Origin of the sequence: Devosia sp. Leaf64 (assembly GCF_001421945.1) — a bacterium.
Taxonomy (GTDB): Bacteria; Pseudomonadota; Alphaproteobacteria; order Rhizobiales; family Devosiaceae; genus Devosia.
Map to the genome: position 1 here is coordinate 545450 of NZ_LMLO01000012.1, position 25103 is coordinate 570552.

Consider the following 25103-nt stretch of genomic DNA (forward strand, 5'->3'; position numbering starts at 1 on the left):
CGGCATGTCCTCCGCCGCCCTGCCTTTTCTTCTCCGTCAAAGGATCCGCCCATGGGTGTGCTGCGCTATGTCGCCAAGCGCCTCGGCCTTTATCTGGCCGTTCTGTTCATTGGCTTGACGATAACCTTCATCTTGCCGCGGCTGATGCCGACCAATCCCGTGGATGGCTATATCGGCCAGCTCCAGAGCCGCGCCAATGGCACGCTGACCTCGGAAGCCATTGCAGAGATGCGCACCAATCTCGAGCAGCTCTATGGGCTCAACGGCGATATCTTCACACAGTATGTGGCCTATCTGAAGCGCGTCGTGCTGCATTTCGATTTCGGGCCGTCCTTCACCTATTACCCTCAGCCGGTTTCGGCGATGATTCTCAATGCGCTGCCATGGACGCTGGGGCTACTGCTGACGGCGACATTTATCGCCTGGGTGCTCGGGAATATGGTCGGGCTCGTGGCCGGCTATTTCCACAAGAAGCGCGCCGCATCGGTCCTCGAATTCCTGGGAATCCTCCTCTACCCGATCCCCTATTATATTCTCGCCGTCACGGTGTTGCTGCTGCTCGCCTATATATTCCCAATCTTTCCGCTCTCGCCGACTTTCCCGGTGGGGCAGATGACGCCCGAAAAGATCGGCATGATCTTTTACAATTCGCTCTTGCCCGGGATCACGCTGGTGCTTGCCGGCTTTGGGTGGAACATCCTTTCGATGAAGGCGCTGGCCGTCGCGACGACCGAAGAGCCCTATGTCACCTATGCACGGCTCAAGGGCGCGTCGAACTGGACGCGGATGACGCGCTATGTCTTCCGCAATGCGCTGCTGCCGCAGGTGACCGCTTTGGCGCTGTCGCTCGGCATGGTGTTCAACGGCGCGCTGCTGACGGAGATGATTTTCTCCTATCCCGGCATCGGCCTCATCATGCGCACGGCCGCGACGGGCGGGGACTATAACGTGCTCTATGGCGCGATAACGCTCTCGATCATCGCGGTGGCTACGGCCGGGCTCGTCATCGATCTCATCTATCCTCTTCTCGACCCGCGGATCCGTCACAAATGAGCATGAGCAAGGACGTCGATCCCATCGTCATGGCCGTTCCGGCGGCGCCAATCGCCAAGTCGCGGCGGCGGGGGAGCCTCGTCTGGCTCTTCAATCCGCGGCTGGCCATTGGTCTCGTCATTCTCGTCATCATGGGCCTTGGCAGCATGATCCTGCCCTGGTTTGCGCCGGTCGATCCTTCGATCCAGGCGAGCTATATGCGCAACCTGCCGATGTCCGGAGTGCACTGGCTCGGCACCAACTCCCTGGGCCAGGACATCTTCTGGTTCCTCGTCTTCGCCATCCGCAATTCGCTGGCGCTTGGCGTGTTAGTGGCGGTGGGCGTGACGCTGATCGCGACGATCGTCGGGCTGAGCGCCGGCTATATCGGCGGGCGCTTTGAGCGTGTTGTGATGCTGATCGTCGATACGTTCATCACCATTCCGCTCTTGCCGATCTTGATCATTCTCGGCGCACTGATCCGCGGCAATACCTCGTTCTTCACGGTCGGGTTGATCATCATCATCTTCGGCTGGGCGTGGGACGCGCGCACGGTCCGCTCGATGGCGCTATCTCTGCGCGAGCGTGAATTCATCAACATGGCGCGGTTTTCCGGCGCCAATACGCTGCAAATCATCGCGCGGGAGATTTTCCCCTATGTCTCCGCCTATATGGTCGTCGGCTTCATCAACGTCGTGCTCTTTGCCATCAACACCGAGGCGACGCTGGCGGTGATCGGGCTCTCCAAGGTCGAAGTGCCGACGCTGGGGTCGATCATCTTCTGGGCGCTCAATTACAATGCGCTCTTCACGGGCCAATATGTCTGGCTCGTCGCGCCGATCGTCGCCACGGTGACGCTGTTCCTTGGGCTTTTCCTCACCTCGACAGGCTTCAACCAGGCCTTTGCCAGCAAGCGGGGTGTTTCATGATCCGCCTCAACGATCTCAAGATCAGCTACCGGATCGGCAGCCGCGTCATCGATGCTGTGGACGGCGTCAGCCTCACCATCCCGGAGGGCTGCATCGTCGGTATTGCCGGGGAATCGGGTTCGGGCAAGTCGACGCTGATGAAGGCGATCTACGGCGACATCCAGGCGCCGATGTATATCTCGCGCGGCTCGATCGATTACGGCTTCAACGGTTCGGACGGCAAGCCGGTGACCACGGCCAATATTCGAGACGAATGGTTCAAGACCATATCCTATGTGCCGCAGAGTTCGATGAATTCGCTCAATCCGGTGGTTCGCATCGGCAAGCAGTTCACCGATTTTCCCGGCACCGATCGGGACAAGAAGCGCGTGCTCGATCGGGCAACGGCATTTCTCGGCAAGCTCGGCCTGCCGCCGGAGGTCATGACCTCCTATCCGCACCAGCTTTCGGGCGGCATGCGGCAGCGCGTGATGATTGGTTTGGCGACGTTCTTCCAGCCCGGCCTCATCATCGCCGACGAGCCGACGACGGCGCTCGATGTGGTGGTGCAAAAGGAAATCCTGATGCTGCTGATGGAGCTGCAGGAGGAGATGAACAACACCATCCTCGTCGTCTCGCACGACATGGGCGTGCACTATCAGGTCACCCACAAGATGCTGATCATGTATGCCGGCAAGGTGGTCGAATATGGCGACACCGAAAGCGTCTTCGCCGACCCCCAGCACGCCTATACCAAGATGCTGATCGATAGCCTGCCCACCATCGGTGACGACAGCATGCGCGGCGTCATCGCCAGTGCGGCAGGGGCAGGGGGCGATCGTGCCTTTGGGGTCGGGACTGGGCTTGTCGAGGTCAAACCCAACCACTTTGTTTCGCTCGCGAACGAGACGGCGGGAGTGCCGGCATGACCCTCATTCTCAAGACCGAAAACCTCAACAAGGTCTACCGTCGTGGTGGCCTGATGGGCGGCAAATCCATCAGTGCGCTCAACGAGGTCAACATAACCGTCGAGAGCGACAAGCCGGTGGTGATCGCCGTCGTCGGCGAATCGGGCAGCGGCAAGACGACCCTGGCCAAGACCTTGTTGCGGCTTGAAACACCGACGTCGGGCCGGGCGATTGTCTATGACACGGTGGTGGCCGGGTCCGGCGCGACGCCGTCGAAACGCGATTTTCTGGGGCTCGTGCAGCCGATCTTCCAGAACCCGTTCGAGGCTTTTAGCCGCTACCGGCCGGTCGATGCCTATCTCCATGAAACGGCGCGGCGCGTGGCTGGGCTCGATGAGGCACAGGCCGATCGGGCGGTGGACGAGGCGCTCAAAAACGTCGGGCTCAACTATGACGAGATTCGCGGCAAATATACCGGCCAGTTTTCTGGCGGCGAATTGCAGCGCATTTCGGTGGCGCGGGCGCTGATCCCGCAGCCCAAGCTGATCATTGCCGACGAACCGGTCAGCATGATCGACGCTTCGCGGCGGATGATCATCATCAACCTCTTCAGGCGGCTGCGCGACGAGGCGGGGCGGAGCTTTCTCTACATCACCCATGATCTGGCGACGGCCTATTACATCTCCGACTATGTGGCGGTGATGAACAAAGGGAAGGTGGTCGAGTTCGGGCCGGCCCGCGCGGTGATGAGCAATCCGAGCCACGCCTATACGCGGCTTCTGCTCGACTCCATTCCCACCACCAAGAGCCGCTGGCGGCCGCGGGTCAGCCGCGCTGGCTGAGCCCATTTTGTAGACCCAAGACTATTGGATTTGATTCATGAGTGATCCTCTTTCCGCAACGCTTTGGGGCCTGTTCGAGATTGCGCTCGATGGTCCTTCGACGGGTAACCCCTTTCTCGATGTGACCTTCGAGGCGACGTTCAGCCAGGGCGGTACAGTGCTGAAGGTGCCCGGCTTTTATGACGGCGACGGCGTCTACCGCCTACGCTTCATGCCGCAGGTCGAGGGGGTCTGGCAGTATCAGACGTCGAGCAATGTCGCGGCGCTCGATGGGGTCGAAGGTTCGGTCAATGTGGGGCCAGCCAAGCCCGGTGATCATGGGCCGGTGCGCGCGGTGGGCGAGCATTTCCGCTATGCTGATGGCAGCCGCTACATCAATATCGGCACGACGGCCTATGTCTGGAACCTCCAGGGCGATGCGATGGAAGAAGAGACGCTGGCAACGCTTGCCGATGCGCCCTTCACCAAAATCCGCATGTGCGTCTTTCCCAAGCATTATCGCTACAACCAGAACGAGCCGCCGCTCTACCCGTTCGCGCTACTGAAGCGCGGCACCAGCGAGTGGGGCGGCGCGATGAAGAATGGCGGCTGGGAGTTCGATTGCGACCGCATCGAACCGGCCTATTTCCGGCACCTCGAAAAGCGCATTGCCGATCTCAATGCGCTGGGGGTCGAGGCGGACCTGATCCTGCTCCATCCCTATGATCGCTGGGGCTTTGCCCATATGTCGGCGGAGCAGGATGATCGCTATCTGCGCTATGTCGTGGCGCGGTTGACGGCCTTTCCCAATGTCTGGTGGTCGATGGCCAATGAATATGACTTCATGTTCAACAAGACCCTGGCCGATTGGGATCGCATGATCGGCGTCGTCGCCGAGGCTGATCCATTTGGCCATCTGCTCTCGGTGCATAATGGTTTTGCGCCCTATGACTATTCAGACAAGCGCATCACCCATGTCAGCATTCAGCGGCCCTATACCGATCGCATTGCGCTGTGGCGCAAGCAATTCGGCAAGCCGGTCTCGGATGATGAATGCTGCTACGAGGGCGATATCGCTGAGCATTGGGGCAATATATCGGGCCGCGAACTGGTGCACCGGTTCTGGGATGGCACGGTGGCCGGTGGCTCCGTGACCCATGGCGAGACGTTTTATAACGACGTCGAAAACCTGTGGTGGGCCAAGGGTGGCAAGCTGGTCGGGGAAAGCGTTTCGCGCATTGCCTTCCTGAAGAATATTCTGGAAGCCGCGCCCGAAGAGGGGCTCGATCCAGTGCCGACGACCGGCGCATACAAAATCATGATGGCCGGTGGGCTCGACCATGCGGACCTGCGCGAATTGATCAGTCCCAATCCGGGCGAAGAAGGATGGGTGCGCGTGGGTGCGCCCTTTGCGACGGCAGGCCAGCCGCATCGTTATTACCTGACCTATTTCGGGCAGAACCAGCCGGGCGAATTCGCCATCGCGGTGCCGCCCGAAGAGCACTATAGGGCAACGCTGATCGACACTTGGGAAATGACCGAGACGGTTATCGCCGAAAGCGTGCAGCGCGGCGATGTGTTGCGCTTCAAGGCCAAGCCTTATCAGGCACTGCGCCTCAACCGTATCGAGGCCTGAGGGAATTACCATGACCAATATGACAGCCGTCTGGGATATATTCGAACTGGCGGTGGACGGCCCGAGCGAGGGTAATCCTTTCCTTGAGGTCGAGCTTGCGGCGGTGTTTTCGCAGGGCGGACGCTCGGGTCGCGTGCCGGGATTTTACGATGGCGAGGGCCGCTATCTTGTCCGCTTCATGCCTGATGCGGTGGGGGAATGGCGCTATGAAACGAGTTCGTCGGCGCCGGCGCTTTCTGGCAAGACGGGGAGCTTCTCCGCAACGGCACCGCGGGCCGGGGTCCATGGGCCGGTGCGCGTGGCCAATCAGTTCCACTTTGCCCATGCCGACGGCACGCCGTTCCTTTCTTTCGGCACCACCTGCTACGCCTGGACACATCAACCGCTGAGCGAGCAGGAGAAGACGCTTTCGACCCTTGCAAAGGCGCGGTTCAACAAGCTGCGCATGGGTGTGTTCCCCAAGGACTATCCCTATAATGTCAACGAGCCGCTGCATGATATCTATCAGCGTAAGGCCGATGGCAGCTTCGACTTCGATCGGCCCAATCCCGAAAGTTTCCGGCACTTCGAAAATCAGGTCAAGGCGCTCGGCGATATGGGCATTCAGGCCGATATCATCATGCTGCATCCCTATGATCGCTGGGGCTATTCCGGCATGAGCGAAGCGCAGGATTATCGCTATTTCGCCTATCTCGTCGCGCGCCTTGGCGCCTATCACAATGTCTGGTGGTCGCTCGCCAACGAATACGACTTCCTCCTCGATACCAAACCCATGGAACAGTGGGATCGGTTCTTTGCCGTCATCCAGGAAAACGATCCCTATGATCATCTCCGTTCCATCCACAATGGCGATCCTGAAGCCAATTACGACCACACCAAGCCTTGGGTGACCCACACTTGCATCCAGAATTGGGATGTGAAGCGCACCGGCGAATGGCGGGAAGCCTATGGCAAGCCGGTGGTCAATGACGAGCCGGAATATGAAGGCAACATCATTCAGTGCTGGGGCAATATATCGGCCGAAGAGCTGGTCCATCGGTTCTGGATCACCGCCATGCGCGGCGGCTATGCAGGCCATGGCGAAACCTATAGCCACCCCGACGACCTAATCTGGTGGGCTAAGGGTGGCGAGTTGCATGGCACGGCCTGGCAGCGCATTGGCTTCTTGCGCCAAGTGATGGAAGAAAGCGTCAAATCCGGGTTCGATCCGATCGATCCCAAGATGGGCTTTCCTTGGAACCGGATTTCCGGCGCCCGCGATGGCGACACGACCATCATCTATTTCGGCGAACACCAGCCCATCATCTGGGCAACGGGCCTCCCTCAGGACGACCGACAGTACGAAGCTGATATCATCGACACCTGGAACATGACCGTGGAGAAGGCCACCATCGTTCCAGCTCCCGCCAACCACCCTACCCGCCACGGCAGCGTCACGCGCCCTCGCAAGCCTGATGCCGCCTTTGCCGTCCAACTTCCGGGTCGCCCATATCTGGCGCTTCGCGTCCGTCCAAAGGCGGGTTGAGCAATGCCCAACCGACTAGATTGGCCGCTTGTTACGCCCCGCGCACGAGTTATCATCGACAATGACTATTCCGGTGACCCCGACGATCTTATCCAAACGGCCCACCATCTCCTGTCGCCATCAGTCGAAATTCCTCTGATCGTCCCGTCGCACCTGTCTGCTGGGGATCCGTGGGATCCGAGCACACAACAGGCGGCCAACGCAGAGAAGGTTGTCCGCAAACTTCTGAGCGTCATGGGCGTCGAGAATGATTTCACAGTCATTCGCGGTGCGGAGACCGCGATACCGAATATCGACACGCCGCATGACACCGCGGCTGCTCGCGCGATCATTGCCGAAGCCAATCGAACCGACACCGATCTTCCGCTCTATTACTGCGCCGGTGCCGGCCTTACGGATCTCGCTAGTGCGCTTCTCATCGAGCCGACTATTGCGAAACGCATGACTCTCGTCTGGATCGGCGGCGCCGAATATCCTGACTTGGCCCAACCGCCGCCGGGAGCAGACGACATCGAATACAATCTGCGCATCGATATCCCCGCAGCGCAGGTTGTTTTCAATTCGGACATGCCGATCTGGCAAGTTCCCCGCGATGTCTATCGGCAGGTTCTCATGAGTTATGCCGAACTCCAGGTTTCAATCGGTCAGCACGGCGCTTTGGGTCGCCATCTGCAAGACGCGATCGAAACTGTCATGGCTTGGACGGCAAAGGCCAATTTCCACCTCGGGGAAACCTACGCCATGGGCGACAGTCCCCTCGTGACCCTCACTACCCTGCAATCGGCCTTTCAGCCTGACCCATCGTCAAGTTTCTACGTCTGGCATGACCGCCTGGCGATCCGCGACGACGGCAGCTATGGCGCCAAAACCAACGACAAACAGATCCGGGTCTATACCCAGATCGACAACCGCCTGACATTTGGCGACTTTTTCGCCAAGCTGAAGCTGTACGCCGACCGGCAGTGATGGAGATTGAGCCAAAGCTGACCGAGCTGACGGCTATTTCTCCAAGGCGACGGGGTCGATTTCTCAGATCACTAGAAAAGACGAAGGAGCTGATGTGGCATGGATGCCGGTTCCGCAGACGGGCCCTTTCGGTGGAGGTCAACCCCTTTTCCACCACCGACCGTAGGCGTTACCGTACGGCATCCATGCCACTAGCTCGGCCACTGAGAATTCATACGGCCCTAGGGTCACAGCGTTACGTAGCTCTAGGCAGGGGAAGGTCATCCACGCCCTAAGCATCGTCTGCTGTGCCATTTCGTTCTATCGTGTTGTTAGAAAACTAAAAACTGTCACTTTTCACTAAGGGCCGATCCTGTAACGGTGATATAACGCTGAACCATGTTGACCCCAGACGCCTCGATAGGCTTCCAGTGCCCTTGGAACGCCTTTCCGATGCACGAAAAATGCGGAACCCCATAACGCATGCCAACGGCCCGCTTGAATTTACTTGGCGAACCGACGCTGTTTTCCGAAGACGGCATTCATCTTTCCAATTTTCCGAAAAAGGCATTTGCGCTTGCCGCGTTTCTCGTCCGATCGCCTCAGGCGCGGGCGAGTAAACGTGAACTGGCTGATTTCCTTTGGCCACTCTCCGCCGCTGGCCAGGGCCCGCGAAATCTCCGGCAATTGCTTTTCAGAGTACGCCAATTTGAACTGAGCGCTGGCGTTCAGGTTCTGAACGCAGAAGGCGACACCATCAAACTAGACGAAATGGTCAGCACGGACCTGCTCTTGCTCAAAGAAGGCAAGTGGGCATCTGCGGCAAAAGCCAAGAATCTGCTGTCCCTATATCAGGGCCCATTTTTGCAAGGCTTTCCCACGCTCGGCGATCCCGTTGGGCAATGGGTTTTGCAACATCGGCGCGCCATTGAGGACGAGTTTGTCGAAACCCTTCTGGCAGCCGTCAGCGAAGCCTCGTCCGAGCTGCGGCAATCGTCTCTGTCGCGCGGTATCGAGGTTGCGCCAACAAGTGTAAGCCTTCGACGCGAATTGATGACCGACCTCATCAAGCAAGGAAAACTGCCTGAGGCTCGGCGGATTTTGCGCGATATTCAACTCGTGGATGGCCACAAGAATTTCCCGACGCCGCGTGAACTCGCGCCGATCTCTGCCGTCCCGAACACACCAACACCGATCGATACGACGCCCCTGCCCCAAGCCGGGCGCGATCACGCCGGCGTCCCCCACCTTATCATTCTGCCTCCAAAGCCGATGACCGAGGCGATCGCCGAACAGTTCATGGCCGAGGCCCTGGTCGATGACGTGACGATCGCCCTCACCCGGCTTCGCTCGGTTTCGATATTGGCCCCGCATACCGCGCGGCAGATCATTATCGGCGACGTCGCGGGGCAGTCAGCCATGCTGCGTGCTGACTATGTCGTCACCACCAAATTGGTCGGCATTGGCGCAAAATATGCGGCCAATCGCGCCAAGTTCTCGCTGATGCTCGAAAAGGCATCGACCGGTGACATGATCTGGGCCGAATCTATCGTCCTTAATCACGATACCGGCCCGATCCAGTTTGCTGCAATTGCCAATGGCATCGCGCTCAGCCTGGTCGATGCCATCGAGCGCTCAAAACTTCGATCGTTCCAGGCATCTGCCAAGCCCGACGCCTATATCCACTATCTCAATGGCCAGCGTGACCTGCAAATCCTCGACCTTCCCAGCGTCCGCCGCGCTCGGAACAGCTTTAAGGAAGCCCTTGCGCTATCGCCCAATTTCGCTCCTGCACATGCCGGGTTTTCCCAATCGCTGATTTATGAATGGGTTATGCGCGGCCGCGGCGACATCGATGTGCTCAGCCGCGCCCGTGCCGCTGCCGAACGTGCTCGCGATGTCGACCCACTCTTTGGTGGCGCCCACCAGATGCTCGGGCGCGCCAGCCTTTTTGCTGGTGATTTTTCCACGAGCCTCGAACACTTCAGCGAAGCCGAAGCGCTCAATCCGCATCATGCCGATATGCTCTGCGACTTCGCCGACACCCTCATGCACTCTTCCCTCGATAAACGCGCAAACAGCACGATCGAACTGGCCATCGAGCTCAATCCGCTGGCGCCAGACGCCTATTGGTGGGCGTCTGCCGGCATCAAGTTTTTCGTCGGTGACTATAACGAAGCCTTGCAGCACCTTGAAAAGGTAAAAAATCGCGAACCTGTACTACGTTTGACTGCAGCCTGTGCAGCAATGGCAGGTCAAGACAGCCTTGCGAATCTCGCCCGAACAAGATTTCTAGAGACGGATCCGGGTTTTAAGCTTGATGACTGGATCAGTGTGTTGCCGGTAAGGGACGCGTCCCACCGCCGTCATTATCGCGACGCCCTGCGCAAGGCAGGTTTTAAATAATTGGGGGACTGATGGCTAAGTTTGTACTTCTGGGTATTGCCGGCGAAGCTGGATTGTCGCTGATCAATCTCGATAGCGGCGCGATTGAAAAAGTGTCGGCCGATTCCGTGGATGAAGCCGTTGCAAAGGTGCGCCAGAGCGGCGCAGCGGTGATCAAGGGCGTCGATCTCGCCGTTGCCGTAGAAAGCCGCGACGATGCTGTTGGCCGCTTCTTCTTCGATGGCGGGGCCGTACGCTGACCCACTGGCTGGAAGGGCTTCGTCGTCGGCATCAGCCAGACGAAGCCCTCTCTCTAATCATGCCGAGACTTTCTGAGTTTGGCATTACGCGCCTCGCACAACAAACCAATCTCGATATCATCGGCATCCCCTGCTATGCCGCCATCCGTCCCAATTCGCGAACGCTCTCCGTTCATCAGGGCAAGGGAACGACCGAAGCCGCCGCCAAACTGTCAGCTATCATGGAAGCGGTCGAATTTGCAGTCGGCGAGAGACCTCAGGCGCCATGGGTCAGAGCTTCGCGCGAGGACCTAACGCGCGACAATCGGACATTCCATTGGCCTGGCGGCCGGCTTCCGCGTGGTTTTGTATGTGCGGTAGACACGCAAATTCATTGGCTTCAGGGTCACCGCATCGGTTCGAGAGACCCAATCCTCGTCCCTCTCGACAGTGTCGCCATCGCGCCCAATGCTCAGGAGAAAATCCCTTTCGCGCAATCGTCCAACGGCCTTGCCGCGGGCTTTGGCGAGGCCGAAGCTATAGCCCACGGCCTTTTCGAAGTACTAGAGCGCGACGCCTCTACCCTCTGGGCCTTGCGCTCGCTCAATCATTGCGCGAAATCCGCCCTCGATCTTTCACGCGTAGACAATGCGCGCATCTCGGCCATCTTAACGAAACTTCGAGCCGCCAAGATCGAGGTGTTGGTTTTCGATCTCACCACGGATCTCGGCGTGCCAACGATGATGGCACTTCTTTGGTCTGGAACCCCTGCCCTTTTCTTCGATATTGCTTCCGGCGTGTGCGCTCATCCCTCGCCCGTTAGAGCGCTTCTTGGCGCCCTCGAGGAGGCGGCCCAAACCCGCATTTCCAACATTGCCGGCGCCCGGGACGATATTGAGCCAGGTGATTATTCCAAGCCGCTTCCAGACTGGCTGCCGAAGCTCATCGCAAAAGTACATCCCAAACGGGGTCTCCCTCCGGCAATGTCAGAAGACGAGCTTGCACGACTTCCGAACATTCTCGGCGACAGCCCCATCGTCGTCCCGCTTTCCGCACCGAACGCCGAAATCTCGGTGGTCAAAGTTCTCTCGGCCAAGCTCGAAGATCGCCCGACCAATGTTCACTGGCGGCCCGGCGCGCGCGCCATAAAAGCGATGACGGCGCTATGACCCGCATTGTTTTCGCTGGACCGAGCCTGTACGGCATCGCGCACCCAAATGGCTTGACCATTGCCCCGCCCGCAGCACAGCGCGACCTCATTTCCGCGGTCGAAGCCGGCGCCACACATATCGGGCTCGTCGATGGCTATTTCGGCTCTTGCGCCTCCGTCTGGCACAAAGAAATCCTTTACGCACTGTCCAACGGCTGCCAGGTTTTTGGCGCCGCCTCGATGGGCGCGCTACGCGCTGCCGAATGCTGGCAGTTCGGGATGATCCCAGTCGGCAGCATTGCGCACGCCTACATCGCTGGCGATCTGACCGATGATGCCGACGTCGCTTTGCTGCACGGCCCAGCCGAGTTCGACTTTATACCCTTTACCGAACCGCTTGTGGACGTCCGCGCGACGATAGAGTGCTTGAAGCGCAATGGCTCAATCTCCGCTGCGGAATCCATTGAAATGCTGGCCATCGCGCAAAGTATCCACTTCAGCGCCCGCGACCTTGATACGCTCTTTGCTGGGTGTAGTTTCGAGATCGCCCGCGGTTTAGAAATCCGCGCACTTTATGAAGCCCATGTCGTTCGGACCAAGCAACACGATGCCTGCCTGCTGCTCGCGGAAATGCTGAAAAACAACGAGAAAAAAAGCGCCGGTGACTGGACACTAAGCCAGTCAGCGGCGCTTTTGGGTTTGCTAGAAGCGCGTTGATCCCGATCCAATCGGATCCAACACCGCCATCTGACTCTGCATTCACTGGTTCCGAACAGTCTGTGACACTGGCGGGTTAGCTTCCAGCCGCTCGAGTGCGGTCTGATAGCGGGCCGCCACGTCTTCATCAAAGGCGTGGTCTATGCTGGTGGCCTCATAGTCATGCACCTGGTCGGGGGTCAGGCCAGCTTCAGCCGCAAAGACGTCGATATCCATCCCCAGCGCAATCCGCCGATTATGATCACCCTTCGGCTGATGCCGTGCGTCGCTATTGTATTCCGCCATCATTGGCTCCTTTGTCTCTTAGCCCGTCTTTAACCTGGCCATAGACTTCAGCAGCCTTTTCCGTGGCAGTTTCATAGACCTCGGCGGCCTTGTCGCGACCTTCCTCATAGCCCTCCTGCACAGCCGCGCCTGCCTTGGCTTTCAGCGCATCTGCCGCTTCGCCGATCAGCTTGTCTTCTTCGCGGGTATGCGGAAGGGCCGAGCCGAGAGCTGCGCCAAGTGCGAAGGCGAGTGCACCGCCAACAAGTGGCTGATCGCGGAACTGATGCAAGACGGTCTGCTGCAATCCTTCGACACCATGCAGGGCAGAGCCTGCCATATCGCCCGCATGCGAGCGCCCAGAATGCATGCCGGATCCTGCAGCATCACGCAGATCATGCATGCGTTCACGCGCCTTTTGCCAGGTATGGGACGCCCAGCCACTGGCTTCCTCCAGCGCATTTCCAGCTTCATCGCGGAAATGCTCGATGCGCGCGCCCGTCGCGTCGGTAAAGCCCTTGAAGCGATTGCCAGCTTCGTCGACGAAATGGCTGGCGCGATTACCGTGCTCGTCTGACTCTGCCGAGTATGTTTTGCCGGCATCATCTGAGAACCGGCTAATACGCCTTCCCTGCGCGTCCGATGCGAGGCTCTGACGACGGAGGCTGCTGCCGGAAATGATCGTCACCGGATAATCGTTTTCGTCGATATCGGATGACGCCGCATAACCGCGGTTGCGGTTGATGCTATCGTCCCACGCACGGTCGCTTTGGGCTCGAGCCTTATCCCCGCTTGCGGGCTTTGCCATCAACCAGGCGAGGCTGACGCCGAGCAAGGCAACGGGAAGCGGATTGGCAGTTACCTGGCGTTGCAGGGTTGAAACGAATTCGCCGCCGCTTCCCTTGGTATAGGCGAGGAGTTCATCGACGAGTTGGCCCGGCGAAAGCTTGGCGGAAATTTCGTCGATAGTGTTTTCCACCCGATTGCGTTGCATCTCGATTTCGCGCTGCAATTCGGCGGAGCTTTTATGTTCCGTATCACTCGACATTAGAGTCTCTCCTTGACCACATCAGCGTCGCGGCCGAGCGAGGCGGCCGTCCGGTTCATATTGAGATTGCTTGCCTTGAGGGCGCTGAGCCCTTTAGAGAGCGTCATCCATCCGATTAGTCCGACCACCACCGTCACGATGCCGGCAGCGACTGCGTTGGAAAGCGTCGGGTCCATACCCGCATTGACCATCCACGCTGCAAGGAGCGAGACGAGACCAGCCAGCAAAACGCCGAGCGCGCCAAGCAGCAAGACGCCACCAACGGCTATCGATCCAGCAGCACCCATGACCTGAGATGCCTTTTCAGAAGCCTCGGTCTTGGCAAGCTGCACTTCCTTGCGGAAGAGATTGGAGAGATCTCCGACCAGCCCGCCGAGCAATTCGGCAAGCGGGCGACCTTCTTGAGCCTGCGACATGATCAGAACCCTCCCTGATCGCGCGTCGTCTGCGCATCATAAGAAGTCGTCGGCGACGCTGGCTCTCTCTTCGGTTGCGTTTGGCGGCCCGGTTCGCGTCGCTGCGCCGAAGCCATTGCAAACCGGCTGGCCACGAACCCGGCCAGAGCCGCGGCACCGAGGAAAGCCACGGGCTGCGTTCGGCCAAAATCCTGCGCCGACCCCATCAGCTCATCGACATCGGACGTCTGTACCCGATCCCCAACGCGCGTTAGCCCATTAGCAAGATCGCGCGCATAGCGGGCAACCGTCTGCTGGTTCGAATTTTCGAGTTCACCTGCAACTTTCGAAATCGCCGCTGCAATACCGTTGATCTGGTCTGCTGCCAGATCCTTTTGGTCTGTGGCAAAGGATTTTGCTTTGCCTGCGACCTCTGAAACTTTCTCTTCAGCCATATGCCCAAGGTTTTTGGCATCGTGAGCCGCTCGTTGAGTGACCGCCTCCAGATCATCACCGGCCCTCGAAACGGCCTGGTTCAGATCGTCAGCAACCTGATTTTTCAGTTCCGGCGATGCGCCGGCAGCGCCGTTCGCATTCGGATCCTCGATGCTCATCTGAAACTCCTGGAAGTATCGGCCGCAACCCGTGGCGGACGCTTTCCGGAGAATGGAGAGTGGTGGAGGCAGTTCCGCTTATTGCCTCAAGGCAATTGGGCACCAAATTGGAACCAACAGCGTAGCAGCGTTCGTCCAATATTAAGTTCTATATCCGTATAAATGCGTATGCTTGTGGCTAACGGCAAATTGGGAAGATGCCAGCCAAGCGAAGCATCCTTGAGGTTGGGCGGACCTTGCCGTTTGCATGCAGGCGAAAAAAGCAATGACGATCAAAACCAAGCTGGTTCTGACGCTGGCCGCACTGAGTCTGGTCATCACAGCGCTGGTTTTCGAGAATTTCTCTTCGGCGCTCAGTCTTAATGGCGACCTCAAGACCGTCATCGAGGATCGGCTGATCCCGCTGCAACAGATCAAGGAAGTCGCAGATGCCTATGCCGTCTTCGTTGTCGATGCATCCCACAAAGTCCGCTCCGGCGCTTTCTCCTGGGAAGAAGGTGCGCAATCCATTGAAGCGGCGATAGCGACCGATACAAAACAGTGGCAGGCTTATGTCAGCACTTATCTGACGCCTGAAGAACAAGCGTTGGTGCAAAAGGCCGACGCCGCCCGGACCACTGCAGAAGCCGCAACGAAAAAGGCACTGGCACTATTCAAAGCTCAAGATAGCGAAGGCCTCGTTCAGTTCATCAATACTGAACTCTACCCGGCCATCGATCCGCTAAGCGCAGCGTTGACCGATCTTGTCAATCTTCAGGGCCATGTCGCGCTTGATGTTTACGCGCAAAGTCAGGCCGGGTTCTCCAAGCTGCTTGTGCTTCTTTACGGCATGGGCGCCATCGCGCTGGCGGCTGTCTGCTATGCGAGCTTCGTCATCTTCCGCACCGTGTCGGGCCGCCTCACCAAGATGGAGGGGGCTCTCCTCGCCGTTGCCGAAGGCAAGCTCGATACCAAGATTCCTTCAGCCGGTGACCGCGACGAAATCGGCCGCATCGCAACAGCCGCAGAAATCTTCCGCCAGAACGGGCTCAAGATCGCAAACATGACCGAGGCCGAAGTGGCTCAAGCCGCAGCCACGGCCGCAGACCGCCGCAAGATGATGGCCAATCTCCAGGCTGCCTTCGGCGAGGTGGTTTCCGCCGCCGTCAATGGCGACTTCACCCGCCGCGTCGATGCCAATTTTCCAGATACCGAGCTCAACACGCTCGCCGGCAGCGTCAACCAGCTCGTCGACACTGTCGATCGCGGCCTCGGGGAAACCGGCGATGTGCTGACGGCTCTGTCGAACACCGATCTCACCAAGCGCGTTGCGGGCAACTATGCCGGGGCCTTCGAACGCCTCAAGCACAACGTCAACACCGTCTCCGATCGCCTGACCGAAATCGTTGGTCGCCTCCGCCACACCTCGCTCGGCGTCAAGAATGCCACCGGCGAGATCCTGGCCGGCGCCAATGACCTTTCAAGCCGCACGACCCGTCAGGCCGCGGCGATCGAGGAAACTTCGGCGGCGATGGAACAGCTTTCCCAAACCGTCACCGAGAACGCGAGCCGCGCCAAAACCGCCAGCCGCCAGTCCGTTCAACTTGCAGAAGCCGCAGACCAGACTGGCGCTGTCATGGCTCGCGCCAACGAGGCGATGGAAGACATTTCCGCCAGCTCGCGGAAAATATCGAACATCATCGGCATGATCGATGACATCGCTTTCCAGACCAACCTGCTGGCCCTTAACGCTTCGGTCGAAGCCGCGCGCGCTGGTGAGGCGGGCAAGGGCTTTGCCGTAGTCGCCGTAGAAGTTCGCCGTCTCGCCCAGTCTGCAGCCCAGGCATCGAGCGAGGTCAAAGCTCTCATCGAAGAGTCTGCAAGCCAGGTTGATGGCGGCTCCAAACTCGTTGCCGAAGCAACAACCCGCCTGGGCACCATGGTATCAGGCGTCCGCGATGCTGCTCAGCTCGTGGAAGCAATTGCAGCCTCAAGCCAGGAACAGTCCACCGCGATTGCCGAAATCTCGACTGCCGTGCGCCAGATGGATGAAATGACCCAGCAGAATGCGGCCCTCGTCGAGGAAACCAACGCCGCTATCGAGCAGACTGAATCCCAGGCCATTGTCCTTGATCAGATCGTCGAGGTCTTTACCATCGACAACACCAATCTCCGCGCCTCGCGTCGAGCGGCTTGAGGCTGCCGCTCTTGTCGGAGGAACAAGTCATCCCCCATGTCGTTTCTGCTCTGGCCAAACCCAGAAGCGGAGACCGGCATGACCACCCCAAATGACCTGAGCGACAAGGCACTCGCCGTCTTTGCATTCGCCGCCTACCATCAGCTCGAATCCGGTGATGCAGTAACCAGTGTTATTGCTGGTGACGGGGCCGGCCATCGCGCAGACCCCCAAGCCATTTCTGAGCTTTCGGAGAGAGATCTGGGCAAGCTGGATGGCGACCGCTTCCATTTCACCTCGGCCGGACAGTTGATGCTCTCTCAGATCATCGACCGCATCCGCGGCTCTTGGTAGCCCCTAGTCGAGCAGCCGGCTCAGCACGGCTTCAACGTCGTCGAGAAAGCCGAGCCAGGCGCCCTCTTGGTCGATCCCCGCAATGCGAAGCTGGAACAGGCCCTCGACCGCCAGGAACGCGACGCGCACGGCCTGCGCGTCTGGATCCTTGCCCGCGAACTTATCGAACATGGACTGATACCACGCCCGCGTTTCCTTGAGGTTCTCCGGGTCCTGGATATAGGCAATCATCAGGCCGGCAAGCTTGGCATTCATCGCGCCTTGTGATGACCGGGTCACGGCAATATAGCGCCGGATAATTTTGCTCATCGTTTGATCGTCATTGTCGGCCAGTTCGGCATCGAATTGACTAGTCCAGCGATCCACCAGCGCTTTGACCAGCTCGTCCTTGGACGCAAACGAATATTGCACCCCACCCTTCGAGATTTTGGCGGCTTGCGCCAGTGCATCCACCGTCAGCGCCTTAACCCCATCGGTGCGCACGATTTCTTCGGCCAGTTCAAGCAGCTTCACCCGCGTGATCGTCGGCTTCCTGCCCATGCTGAGACCTCCCGCAAATTCGTGAATTGAAATCCATACGTATGTATTTATATTCGGACGCTCAATAGCGTCAGGTGCTTTATGTCTACGACCCGTCCCGACCCGAAGCGTTGGCTTGTTCTCGTCGCCGTCATGCTGGCTTTCCTGCCGGTCGTGCTCGATATGACCATCCTTCACGTCGCGGTGCCAACCCTAACCCAGGCGCTACGCGCCTCAAGCACCGAGGTGTTGTGGATCATCGACATTTATCCGCTGCTGATGGCTGGCCTCCTGGTGCCTATGGGCACCTTGGCAGACCGCATCGGCAACCGGAAGATCCTTCTCACTGGCCTGGTAGTGTTCGGCTTCGCATCGGTCGGGGCAGCCTTTGCCCAGAACGCTGCCATGCTGATCGGCGCCCGCGTGCTGCTTGCGCTTGGCGGCTCAATGATCATGCCCTGCGTTCTCGGCATCATTCGCCGGACCTTTGAAGATCCAAAAGAACGCGCCATTGCCCTGGGACTTTGGGGCACGGTCGGTTCTGCCGGTGCCGCCATCGGTCCACTCGTCGGCGGAGGCCTCCTCGAACATTTTTGGTGGGGCTCGGTGTTTCTCATCAACGTGCCCGTCATGGTCGTGGTGATTTCGGCCTGCTTTTTCCTCCTACCGCGCGTCGAGAAGACGACATCGGGCAAATGGGCCATTGGTCAGGCGCTCCTCCTCATCGCCGGGATGATTTCGGTCGTCTATGGCATCAAGGCCGGCTTCGGTGCCAAACTCCCGCTTGTCCTCGCGTTGGGGATCGTCGCCATCGGCCTTTGCCTTCTCGGCGCCTTTGCCCGTCAGCAATTGCGCTCTAAAGAGCCGATGCTCGATCTCTCGCTATTTTCCCACCCCGCTATCGTTGCCGGCATGATCATGGCTATCGTCGCCACCAGTTCGTTGGCCGGCGTCGAGTTGACACTCGCGCAGGAACTGCAATATGTGCTCGACAAGACCCCGCTCCAGGCTGGCTTGTTCATGATCCCGATCATGGCAGCCTCGGCCGTCGGCGGCCCGATTGCCGGTTTTCTGTCGAACCAGTTTGGCCTTCGTCTTGTCGCCAGTTCGTCGCTGCTGCTCTCGGCCGGGGCGCTGGCCATGCTCGGCGCAAGCGACTTCCACGATCCCGGCTTCACGGTGCCCGCACTCCTGGCGCTGCTGGGCCTCACGCTCAGCATCGGGCTGACGGCATCCTCTATTGCGATCATGGGTTCGGTCGAAGCCAACAAGGGCGGCGCGGCGGGCTCACTCGAAGCCACCGGTTACGAGCTCGGCACCGGCCTCGGCATCACCCTCTTCGGCGTCTTCATATCGAGCGTTTACGCCCGCTCGATGACCCTACCCGCCGATCTCCCTGCAACGCTCGCTGACGATGCCAGCCGCTCCATTGGCGATACCTATCTCGTCGCCCAGAGCCTGCCAGAAGATCAGGCCACCGCCCTGATCGACGCCGGCAAGGCGGCCTTCACCGCAACCCACTCGGTGTTGCTCTCGACAGCCGCCGGGCTGATTTTTTGCCTCTCCGTGCTGGTCTTTTTCATGCTCGCTAAATATCGCGGGACGACGGCGACTGCCCACTGATCAGCGTACGCGCAGCGCCTCGATCAGCGCCCGCAGAGCCGGCGGCGATTGTCGCCGGCTCGGATGATAGAGATAGCAGCCGGGAAAACTCGGGCAATATTCGTCGAGGACCTGCACAAGCCGCCCTGCGGCCAGGTCCTCGATCACCTCTTCTTCCATGATGTAACCCAAGCCCACCCCTGCCCGGATCGCGGAAGCAGCCAAGGCGCCATCATTGACCACCAGAGGGCCGGTTGTGCGGACCTTGATATCTTTGCCATCCACCCGGAACTCCCAAGGCAGAAGTCCACCCGAAGTCGTCAGCCGGTAGCCGATGCACTCGTGTCGATCGAGATCATAGGGCGAGACGGGCGGCGGGATGCGCGCGAAATAATCGGGCGTGGCGACAACGATGGTTCTGAGGTCCGGCCCCACCCGCACCGCCACCATGTCCTTGTCGAGCGTTTCGCCGAAGCGAATGCCCGCATCAAAGCCCGCAGCCACGATATCGACAAGGGCGTCCTCGATCTCGACTTCCACGCGAATGCCGGGATTGGCGAGAAGAAAGGCCGGCAGTTTCGGCTCGAGGATTTTTTCCGCCACCCAGGCAAAGGTCGTGATCCGCACGGTGCCGGTCGGACTGCCGCGCCAATCATCGAGCCCCTGCAAGCCCTCCTCGATGCTCCGCAGCGCTGGCCCGAGCGTCGCCAGCAAATGCGCTCCCGCCTCGGTTGGCGCCACGCTCCTCGTCGTACGCGACAACAGCCTGACGCCAAGCCGCGTTTCGAGCCCGCGCATGGCGTGGCTCAGGGCCGAGGTCGACATACCGAGGATGGATGCCGCGCGGGTAAAACTGCCCTCCCGCGCAATAACGGCAAAGGTCGATAGATCATTGAGCTGATTGCGGTCCATTATTGAAATTTGCTCACAAGCTCGTGCCATGGGCAAGCTCTAATGCGCGTCGCGTCTCCGGCCTATCTCTGCTTCACCAGCAGTGGAAGGAACGCAGCATGAGCATGACCAATTATCGCACGCTTGGAAAATCTGGACTGATTGTCAGCCCCCTTGCCCTCGGCACCATGACCTTTGGCACCGATCGCTGGGGCGCCGACGAAGCCACTTCGCGCACCATCTTCGATGCCTATGTCGAGGTGGGCGGAAATTTCGTCGATACAGCCGATATCTATTCCGGTGGCCAGAGCGAAACCATGCTCGGCCGCTTCATCCGCGAACGCAGCCTGCGAGATCGCGTCGTTCTGGCCACCAAATTCGGTTTCTCCCGCGAGCAGGGTACCCCGCTCGCTGGCGGCAATGGTCGCAAGAATATCCGCACCGCGCTCGAAGGCTCGCTCAAACGTCTCTGCACTGATTATGTCGACCTCTACTGGATGCATGTCTGGGATCGCACGACGCCCGCCGAGGAAGTGCTCGCCGCCATCGCAGACGCAATCCATGCGGGGAAAATCCTGCACTACGGCTTTTCCAATACGCCGTCCTGGTATGTCGCGAAGATCGCAACTCTCGCCGAAGCCCATGGCCTCCCAAAACCCATTGGGCTGCAATACTCCTATTCGCTGATCGATCGCGGCGTCGAACTCGACATCTTGCCTGCAGCGAACGAGTTTGGTCTTGGCCTGGTGCCATGGAGCCCGCTCGGCGCTGGCCTTCTCACCGGCAAATATGGACGCGACAAGATCGCTGAAGCCAATCGCGCGCCCGCAATGCCGGATGGCACTGCTGACGCAAACGCCGCAGAAGGCCGCCTTAACGGCGACAATCCTTTTGGCGGCATGCTCTTTACAAAGCGCAATTTCGATATCGTCGACACCGTCCGCGCCATTTCCGAGGAAGCAGGAAAAACCATGGCGCAGGTCGCGCTTTCCTGGGTCGCTGCTCGTACTGGCGTCGCCTCGGTCCTGATTGGCGCTAGCCGCCCGGACCAACTCGTCCAGAACATAGCTTCGCTTGAATTGGCCCTATCCGAAGACCAGCTCAACCGGCTTGAAGCGGCGACAGCGATAGCGCTCCCCAGCCCCTATTTCATCTTCCAGCTTCCGCGCCAGGCCTTCTTCGGCGGCCAATCGGTTTCGCCTTGGGCGCCGCGTCGCGCCTAGCCAATACAAACGGCGGTGGTTATTCCGTCGCCGTTTCCCTCCCGAATAATACGGCAATCTCGCGCACCAGTCGCTCAGCCAGTTGTGTCTTGCGGCCGCTTCCCCAATCGACAACCCCGTCTTTCCCAACCCGGTGGATATGATTGCTATCCGCCCCAAAGACAGCAGCGGAGACATCGTTGGCCAAGATCCAATCCGCCCCCTTGGAACGCAATTTTTTCTCGGCATTGGCGATGAGATCAATGGTCTCCGCCGCAAAGCCGACCACAAGCGTCGGCCGCTGCGCATGATGCCCGACGGTCGCCAAAATATCGGGATTGCGCACGAGCCGCAGCACCAGCTCTTCGTCCGCCCCGCCCTGCTTCTTCATCTTTTGGGACGCGACTTCGGCCGACCGCCAATCCGCTACTGCCGCCGCAAAGATCGCGCCATCGACCGGCAATCCGTCTTCAACAGCCGCCAGCATTTCCGCCGCCGATCCCACTGAAACCACCTCAGCGCCCTTGGGCGCCGGAATGTTCACCGGCCCGCTGACAAGGCGAACGCGAGCGCCCGCACGCAGCAGCGCCGCGGCAATCGCATGTCCTTGCTTGCCCGAACTGCGATTGGAAATGAACCGCACCGGATCAATCGGCTCTTCCGTCGGCCCGGAGGTGACAAGAAAACTCAGCCCCTCAAGCACGCGGCTTTGCGGCGCGAGCAGAGCCTCGGCGGCCGCGACGATCGCCAGCGGCTCCGCCATCCGGCCAAGCCCCGCCTCACCGCTCTCGGCCATTTCGCCGCGCTCGGGCCCCACGAACGAAAATCCGTCATCCCGCAATTGGGCGACATTGCGCTGTGTCGCGGGATTGTCCCACATTTTCGGGTTCATTGCCGGCGCCAACAGCACCGGACTACTTCGTGCCGACAGCACGGTGGTTGCGAGATCGTTCGCTAGGCCATGCGCGACACGCGCCAGAATATCAGCCGTGGCCGGGGCGACGACGATCAGGTCAGCGTCCCGCGCGAGCCGAATGTGGCCGACATCGACACCCACTTCGGCATCGAAGAGGTCGGTATGAACCGGCAGCCCGCTCACCGCTGCCAGCGTCGTCGGGGTGATGAACTGATGCGCCGTCGGCGTCATCACGCACTGCACCTTCGCCCCACGCTCCCGCAATCGCCGCACGAGGTCAGGCGCTTTATAAGCCGCGATACCGCCAGCGACGACGAGGAGGATCCGTTTTCCGGTGATGCTCATGGCTGCTCCTGCCGCATGCGGGCAATTTCAAAGCCGCGCGATTTCTGATCTTCCCGCAACAACCGCCCCGCTTCGGGATCGATCTCGAACACCCGAACCTCGCTTTTGCCTAGCGAGCGTAGCAAATCTTGAGTCCGCGCCGGATCGGGATGCGCCAGACCCGCCACGCCGCTGCTCGGTCGGATTTCTTTACCCACCGGATAGGCCCAATCGCTCACCGCGATATACGCCGCCTGCTCGAAAGCCCGCGCGATCATCGCATGGCGCCACCGCGCCCGCGCCAGATCGGGTGTGCTTTTCCGGCTCACTGAAAAGGCGGGCACGAAAATGATTTCCGGCTGCGCCGGCAACCCGCGATAAGCGTCGACATGCCAGAAATCGGCACAGACCAGGACGAAGCATTCGACCTCGCCAATCTTAAAGCTCGCCCCCGCCCTATCGCTGCCCGTCGAGAATTCCCGCTCGAGCCCATAGGGATTGGCTTTTTGATACAGCGTCACGACCGCACCCCGTGCATCGACCACCGCACCCTGGTTGATCATCCGCCCGCCAGCTTCGGTAAAGTGACTACCCCCGATCACATGGCAGCCGAACTCCTGCGCCATCGCCGCGCAGCGCGCCAGATAGTCCGCCGTCGCGCTATTTTCGCCGATCAGCTCGGGCAACACGATCACGTCTTCCGACTGCCCACGAAACCGGCGCTTGCGCAGCAGCGTCGCTACATAATCGAAGTCGGAAGCATCCCGTGCCCGGACGCTCGGCTGGGTCAGAACCACACGCATAAACGTTCCTCGCCCAAAGGTGATGCGCCTGCCTAACGCAGGGCGACGCTCGAAGGCAAGGAAGGGTTGCTCCATCCACCCGATCGGGCGAGACTACAGCAATGACTGATTTTCTTTCTCCCGGCCGCGCGTCTTTGACCTTTTCCGCCTTCGCGCTGGCCGTCCTCGCTACCTCGACCGCCGCCCAAGCGGACGACGTCTGCAATAAGGTCGACTATAACGACGCCGCCTATTTGGTTTGCGATTTCGACCATCCCGCCGATCTTGGGCTACACTGGGCGGGCGCCGATGGTCAGCCCTACCGCACCTTCGCCGCCCTCGCCGATGCCGAGGCCACCAAGGGCCGCGAGCTCCTCTTCGCTCTCAATGCCGGCATGTACGACACCGATTATCGTCCCATGGGCCTGTATGCCGAGAGTGGGGAAGAGAAGACGCGGCTCAATACCAAGAGCGTGGGCGGCGCAAATGGGCCTGTGCCCAATTTCTACAAATCGCCCAACGGTGTCTTTTATGTCGATTCCGAAGGCCAAGCCGCCGTCGTCACGACTGACGCATTTTCCAGCGCCGCGCCGCAAACCCGCATCGCCACCCAATCCGGCCCCTTGCTGGTCATGGATGGCGAACTGAACCCCATCCTCATTCCCGGCTCAACCGATCGTAACCGCCGCAGCGCTATCGGCGTCTGCAGCAATGGCATGGTGCGCCTCGCCATCAGTGACACGCGCGTCAATTTCTACGATCTCGCCCAGCTCTTCCGTGAGCACCTCGCCTGTCCGGACGTGCTCTATCTCGATGGCGGCCGCGGCACGGGCATCTACCTGCCGGAGATGAACCGCAATGACATCTCTTGGCATGGCGGCTTCGGCCCGATGTTCAGCTATTCGGTGCCGAAACCTTAAGCCTTAGTGGCTGGGGCGCTGCCCCCAGCGTGCCTGCAGCGAGCGCCCGAACCCGCCCATGACAGGGGCGAAGAACAGCACGATGGTCTTGAAGTAGTGGATCAACAGGAACAGCGCCGTCAGCACGATGGCGCCGACGATGATTACCAGTTCGAGCGACAGGCCGATCGATTTAAGCCAGGCCGTCAGCAGCATGCCCGGCAGGATATGCGCCGCCGCCCAGGCGAAGGCCGAGGTGATATTGATGATGGAAAACCAGCGATAGGGCATGCCCATCATCCCGGCAATCCCCGGCACCACGGCTTTCACCCCGGGAATGAACCGCCCGATGAACACCGACTTGCCACCGTGCTTGGCAAAGAAGGCCTCGCCGCGTTCGAGCAGATCAAGATAGTTCCGGAACGGCCAGATCGTCTTGATCCGGTCTTTGAGCGCAAAGCCGACCGTATAGGAGATCGCGTCCCCGATCACGGCGCCCAGCACAGCGGCAAAATAGATCTCCCAGAACGGCAATTTGCCCGTCGCAATAATACCGCCGACCAGCAGCAAAACTGGCGTCGAGGGCACAAACAGCCCGAGGATGAACACCGCCTCGCCGATAGCCACGAAGAAAATGAACGCGATCGAGAGCCAGAAATTATCCGAGACGGAATTGAGCAGCGACTCGAGCCACACCGAGGTGGAATGGAGAAATTCGATCATAAGGTGTTGGTGGCCGTAAGAGTGAAAGAACGGGGAAGGCAGGTCGCGCCAGTTTTTAGCCGGCCTTGGAATTCGCTAGCGGCTGGACGCCTCACTCGATCACCCCATTCACTCTGCAACCATCTTGGCTGCAGAACATAACTCAAGAC

The 25103-nt window shown here is 59.7% G+C and carries 25 protein-coding genes; 16 read left to right on the plus strand and 9 right to left on the minus strand.

Annotated elements, in window-relative coordinates; all coding sequences use genetic code 11:
• The first annotated feature begins 51 nt into the window (after positions 1-51).
• The 11 genes from ASE94_RS08070 to ASE94_RS08120 all read left to right on the plus strand — a co-directional run bounded on the left by ASE94_RS08070 (position 52) and on the right by ASE94_RS08120 (position 12266).
• Positions 52-1053 (plus strand): ABC transporter permease, encoded by a 1002-nt coding sequence (locus ASE94_RS08070; RefSeq protein ID WP_062629938.1) that lies wholly within the window; start codon positions 52-54, stop codon positions 1051-1053.
• On the plus strand, positions 1050-1961 hold the full coding sequence (locus tag ASE94_RS08075; RefSeq protein WP_200913610.1) for an ABC transporter permease: 912 nt from the start codon (positions 1050-1052) through the stop codon (positions 1959-1961). Before ASE94_RS08070 ends, ASE94_RS08075 begins: the two co-directional genes overlap by 4 nt.
• Positions 1958-2869, plus strand: a complete 912-nt coding sequence (locus ASE94_RS08080) for an ABC transporter ATP-binding protein (RefSeq protein WP_062629939.1) — start codon at positions 1958-1960, stop codon at positions 2867-2869. Before ASE94_RS08075 ends, ASE94_RS08080 begins: the two co-directional genes overlap by 4 nt.
• The gene (locus ASE94_RS08085) at positions 2866-3690 is read left to right on the plus strand and encodes an ABC transporter ATP-binding protein (protein WP_062629940.1); all 825 of its coding nucleotides are present in this window, start codon (positions 2866-2868) and stop codon (positions 3688-3690) included. The genes ASE94_RS08080 and ASE94_RS08085 overlap by 4 nt, the downstream gene beginning before the upstream one ends.
• Before the next feature lie 37 nt (positions 3691-3727).
• Positions 3728-5305 carry a DUF5060 domain-containing protein gene (locus ASE94_RS08090; protein ID WP_062629941.1) on the plus strand — a complete coding sequence of 526 codons (1578 nt, stop codon included), beginning with the start codon at positions 3728-3730 and terminating at the stop codon, positions 5303-5305.
• A 10-nt stretch (positions 5306-5315) separates the two neighbouring features.
• Positions 5316-6830 (plus strand): DUF5060 domain-containing protein, encoded by a 1515-nt coding sequence (locus ASE94_RS08095; RefSeq protein WP_062629942.1) that lies wholly within the window; start codon positions 5316-5318, stop codon positions 6828-6830.
• 3 nt (positions 6831-6833) lie between these two features.
• A complete protein-coding gene (locus ASE94_RS08100) occupies positions 6834-7796 on the plus strand; it encodes a nucleoside hydrolase (protein WP_062629943.1) in 963 nt (320 codons plus the stop codon).
• 462 nt (positions 7797-8258) lie between these two features.
• Complete coding sequence (locus tag ASE94_RS08105) at positions 8259-10181, plus strand: hypothetical protein (RefSeq protein WP_062629944.1); 1923 nt, start codon at positions 8259-8261, stop codon at positions 10179-10181.
• Between the two features lie 11 nt (positions 10182-10192).
• On the plus strand, positions 10193-10420 hold the full coding sequence (locus tag ASE94_RS08110; protein WP_062629945.1) for a hypothetical protein: 228 nt from the start codon (positions 10193-10195) through the stop codon (positions 10418-10420).
• 8 nt (positions 10421-10428) lie between these two features.
• Positions 10429-11568, plus strand: coding sequence for a YcaO-like family protein (locus ASE94_RS08115; RefSeq protein ID WP_280137170.1), 1140 nt, complete (start codon positions 10429-10431; stop codon positions 11566-11568).
• Entirely contained in the window at positions 11565-12266 is a 702-nt protein-coding gene (locus ASE94_RS08120) for a TfuA-like protein (RefSeq protein ID WP_062629947.1), read from the plus strand. Before ASE94_RS08115 ends, ASE94_RS08120 begins: the two co-directional genes overlap by 4 nt.
• 42 nt (positions 12267-12308) lie before the next feature.
• On the opposite strand, the gene ASE94_RS20930 is transcribed toward ASE94_RS08120, so the two are convergent.
• Genes ASE94_RS20930 through ASE94_RS08135 form a run of 4 tightly spaced genes read right to left on the minus strand, consistent with a single transcriptional unit; the run spans position 12309 to position 14587 of the window.
• A complete protein-coding gene (locus ASE94_RS20930) occupies positions 12309-12551 on the minus strand; it encodes a hypothetical protein (RefSeq protein ID WP_156352024.1) in 243 nt (80 codons plus the stop codon).
• Positions 12535-13578: a DUF3618 domain-containing protein gene (locus tag ASE94_RS08125; RefSeq protein ID WP_062629948.1), complete on the minus strand. Its 1044-nt coding sequence runs from the start codon at positions 13576-13578 to the stop codon at positions 12535-12537. The genes ASE94_RS20930 and ASE94_RS08125 overlap by 17 nt, the downstream gene beginning before the upstream one ends.
• Positions 13578-13994: a phage holin family protein gene (locus ASE94_RS08130; protein WP_062629949.1), complete on the minus strand. Its 417-nt coding sequence runs from the start codon at positions 13992-13994 to the stop codon at positions 13578-13580. The genes ASE94_RS08125 and ASE94_RS08130 overlap by 1 nt, the downstream gene beginning before the upstream one ends.
• A 2-nt stretch (positions 13995-13996) precedes the next feature.
• Positions 13997-14587 (minus strand): hypothetical protein, encoded by a 591-nt coding sequence (locus ASE94_RS08135; protein WP_062629950.1) that lies wholly within the window; start codon positions 14585-14587, stop codon positions 13997-13999.
• Between the two features lie 265 nt (positions 14588-14852).
• Between ASE94_RS08135 and ASE94_RS08140 the strand changes: the two genes are divergently transcribed.
• Positions 14853-16763, plus strand: coding sequence for a methyl-accepting chemotaxis protein (locus ASE94_RS08140; RefSeq protein WP_162236062.1), 1911 nt, complete (start codon positions 14853-14855; stop codon positions 16761-16763).
• 78 nt (positions 16764-16841) lie between these two features.
• Positions 16842-17096 (plus strand): hypothetical protein, encoded by a 255-nt coding sequence (locus ASE94_RS08145; protein WP_156352027.1) that lies wholly within the window; start codon positions 16842-16844, stop codon positions 17094-17096.
• Between the two features lie 3 nt (positions 17097-17099).
• Here the strand turns inward: ASE94_RS08145 and ASE94_RS08150 are convergent, their stop codons facing one another.
• Positions 17100-17636 carry a TetR/AcrR family transcriptional regulator gene (locus ASE94_RS08150; RefSeq protein WP_062629953.1) on the minus strand — a complete coding sequence of 179 codons (537 nt, stop codon included), beginning with the start codon at positions 17634-17636 and terminating at the stop codon, positions 17100-17102.
• Positions 17637-17717: 81 nt separating this feature from the next.
• On the opposite strand from ASE94_RS08150, the gene ASE94_RS08155 reads away from it, so the two are divergent.
• A complete protein-coding gene (locus tag ASE94_RS08155) occupies positions 17718-19238 on the plus strand; it encodes an MFS transporter (protein ID WP_062629954.1) in 1521 nt (506 codons plus the stop codon).
• Here ASE94_RS08155 and ASE94_RS08160 read toward each other — a convergent pair whose 3' ends face one another.
• On the minus strand, positions 19239-20129 hold the full coding sequence (locus ASE94_RS08160; RefSeq protein WP_062629955.1) for a LysR family transcriptional regulator: 891 nt from the start codon (positions 20127-20129) through the stop codon (positions 19239-19241).
• A 98-nt stretch (positions 20130-20227) separates the two neighbouring features.
• On the opposite strand from ASE94_RS08160, the gene ASE94_RS08165 reads away from it, so the two are divergent.
• Positions 20228-21331: an aldo/keto reductase gene (locus ASE94_RS08165; protein WP_062629956.1), complete on the plus strand. Its 1104-nt coding sequence runs from the start codon at positions 20228-20230 to the stop codon at positions 21329-21331.
• A gap of 19 nt (positions 21332-21350) precedes the next feature.
• Here ASE94_RS08165 and coaBC read toward each other — a convergent pair whose 3' ends face one another.
• Positions 21351-22571: a bifunctional phosphopantothenoylcysteine decarboxylase/phosphopantothenate--cysteine ligase CoaBC gene (gene coaBC, locus ASE94_RS08170; protein WP_062629957.1), complete on the minus strand. Its 1221-nt coding sequence runs from the start codon at positions 22569-22571 to the stop codon at positions 21351-21353.
• The gene (locus tag ASE94_RS08175; RefSeq protein ID WP_162236063.1) at positions 22568-23347 is read right to left on the minus strand and encodes a nitrilase-related carbon-nitrogen hydrolase; all 780 of its coding nucleotides are present in this window, start codon (positions 23345-23347) and stop codon (positions 22568-22570) included. The genes coaBC and ASE94_RS08175 overlap by 4 nt, the downstream gene beginning before the upstream one ends.
• A gap of 107 nt (positions 23348-23454) precedes the next feature.
• Here ASE94_RS08175 and ASE94_RS08180 point away from each other — a divergent pair, with 107 nt between their 5' ends.
• A complete protein-coding gene (locus ASE94_RS08180) occupies positions 23455-24252 on the plus strand; it encodes a phosphodiester glycosidase family protein (RefSeq protein ID WP_062629959.1) in 798 nt (265 codons plus the stop codon).
• 3 nt (positions 24253-24255) lie between these two features.
• On the opposite strand, the gene ASE94_RS08185 is transcribed toward ASE94_RS08180, so the two are convergent.
• The gene (locus ASE94_RS08185; RefSeq protein WP_061909329.1) at positions 24256-24954 is read right to left on the minus strand and encodes a DedA family protein; all 699 of its coding nucleotides are present in this window, start codon (positions 24952-24954) and stop codon (positions 24256-24258) included.
• Positions 24955-25103: the final 149 nt, after the last annotated feature.

Excerpts from the sequence above, each read along its gene's own strand:
- ASE94_RS08070 (WP_062629938.1), top strand. The coding sequence starts at position 52 with ATGGGTGTGCTGCGCTATGTCGCCAAGCGCCTCGGCCTTTATCTGGCC.
- ASE94_RS08075 (WP_200913610.1), top strand. The coding sequence starts at position 1,050 with ATGAGCATGAGCAAGGACGTCGATCCCATCGTCATGGCCGTTCCGGCG.
- ASE94_RS08080 (WP_062629939.1), top strand. The coding sequence starts at position 1,958 with ATGATCCGCCTCAACGATCTCAAGATCAGCTACCGGATCGGCAGCCGC.
- ASE94_RS08085 (WP_062629940.1), top strand. The coding sequence starts at position 2,866 with ATGACCCTCATTCTCAAGACCGAAAACCTCAACAAGGTCTACCGTCGT.
- ASE94_RS08090 (WP_062629941.1), top strand. The coding sequence starts at position 3,728 with ATGAGTGATCCTCTTTCCGCAACGCTTTGGGGCCTGTTCGAGATTGCG.
- ASE94_RS08095 (WP_062629942.1), top strand. The coding sequence starts at position 5,316 with ATGACCAATATGACAGCCGTCTGGGATATATTCGAACTGGCGGTGGAC.
- ASE94_RS08100 (WP_062629943.1), top strand. The coding sequence starts at position 6,834 with ATGCCCAACCGACTAGATTGGCCGCTTGTTACGCCCCGCGCACGAGTT.
- ASE94_RS08105 (WP_062629944.1), top strand. The coding sequence starts at position 8,259 with ATGCCAACGGCCCGCTTGAATTTACTTGGCGAACCGACGCTGTTTTCC.
- ASE94_RS08110 (WP_062629945.1), top strand. The coding sequence starts at position 10,193 with ATGGCTAAGTTTGTACTTCTGGGTATTGCCGGCGAAGCTGGATTGTCG.
- ASE94_RS08120 (WP_062629947.1), top strand. The coding sequence starts at position 11,565 with ATGACCCGCATTGTTTTCGCTGGACCGAGCCTGTACGGCATCGCGCAC.
- ASE94_RS20930 (WP_156352024.1), bottom strand. The coding sequence starts at position 12,551 with ATGGCGGAATACAATAGCGACGCACGGCATCAGCCGAAGGGTGATCAT.
- ASE94_RS08125 (WP_062629948.1), bottom strand. The coding sequence starts at position 13,578 with ATGTCGAGTGATACGGAACATAAAAGCTCCGCCGAATTGCAGCGCGAA.
- ASE94_RS08130 (WP_062629949.1), bottom strand. The coding sequence starts at position 13,994 with ATGTCGCAGGCTCAAGAAGGTCGCCCGCTTGCCGAATTGCTCGGCGGG.
- ASE94_RS08135 (WP_062629950.1), bottom strand. The coding sequence starts at position 14,587 with ATGAGCATCGAGGATCCGAATGCGAACGGCGCTGCCGGCGCATCGCCG.
- ASE94_RS08140 (WP_162236062.1), top strand. The coding sequence starts at position 14,853 with ATGACGATCAAAACCAAGCTGGTTCTGACGCTGGCCGCACTGAGTCTG.
- ASE94_RS08145 (WP_156352027.1), top strand. The coding sequence starts at position 16,842 with ATGACCACCCCAAATGACCTGAGCGACAAGGCACTCGCCGTCTTTGCA.
- ASE94_RS08150 (WP_062629953.1), bottom strand. The coding sequence starts at position 17,636 with ATGGGCAGGAAGCCGACGATCACGCGGGTGAAGCTGCTTGAACTGGCC.
- ASE94_RS08155 (WP_062629954.1), top strand. The coding sequence starts at position 17,718 with ATGTCTACGACCCGTCCCGACCCGAAGCGTTGGCTTGTTCTCGTCGCC.
- ASE94_RS08160 (WP_062629955.1), bottom strand. The coding sequence starts at position 20,129 with ATGGACCGCAATCAGCTCAATGATCTATCGACCTTTGCCGTTATTGCG.
- ASE94_RS08165 (WP_062629956.1), top strand. The coding sequence starts at position 20,228 with ATGAGCATGACCAATTATCGCACGCTTGGAAAATCTGGACTGATTGTC.
- coaBC (WP_062629957.1), bottom strand. The coding sequence starts at position 22,571 with ATGAGCATCACCGGAAAACGGATCCTCCTCGTCGTCGCTGGCGGTATC.
- ASE94_RS08180 (WP_062629959.1), top strand. The coding sequence starts at position 23,455 with ATGACTGATTTTCTTTCTCCCGGCCGCGCGTCTTTGACCTTTTCCGCC.
- ASE94_RS08185 (WP_061909329.1), bottom strand. The coding sequence starts at position 24,954 with ATGATCGAATTTCTCCATTCCACCTCGGTGTGGCTCGAGTCGCTGCTC.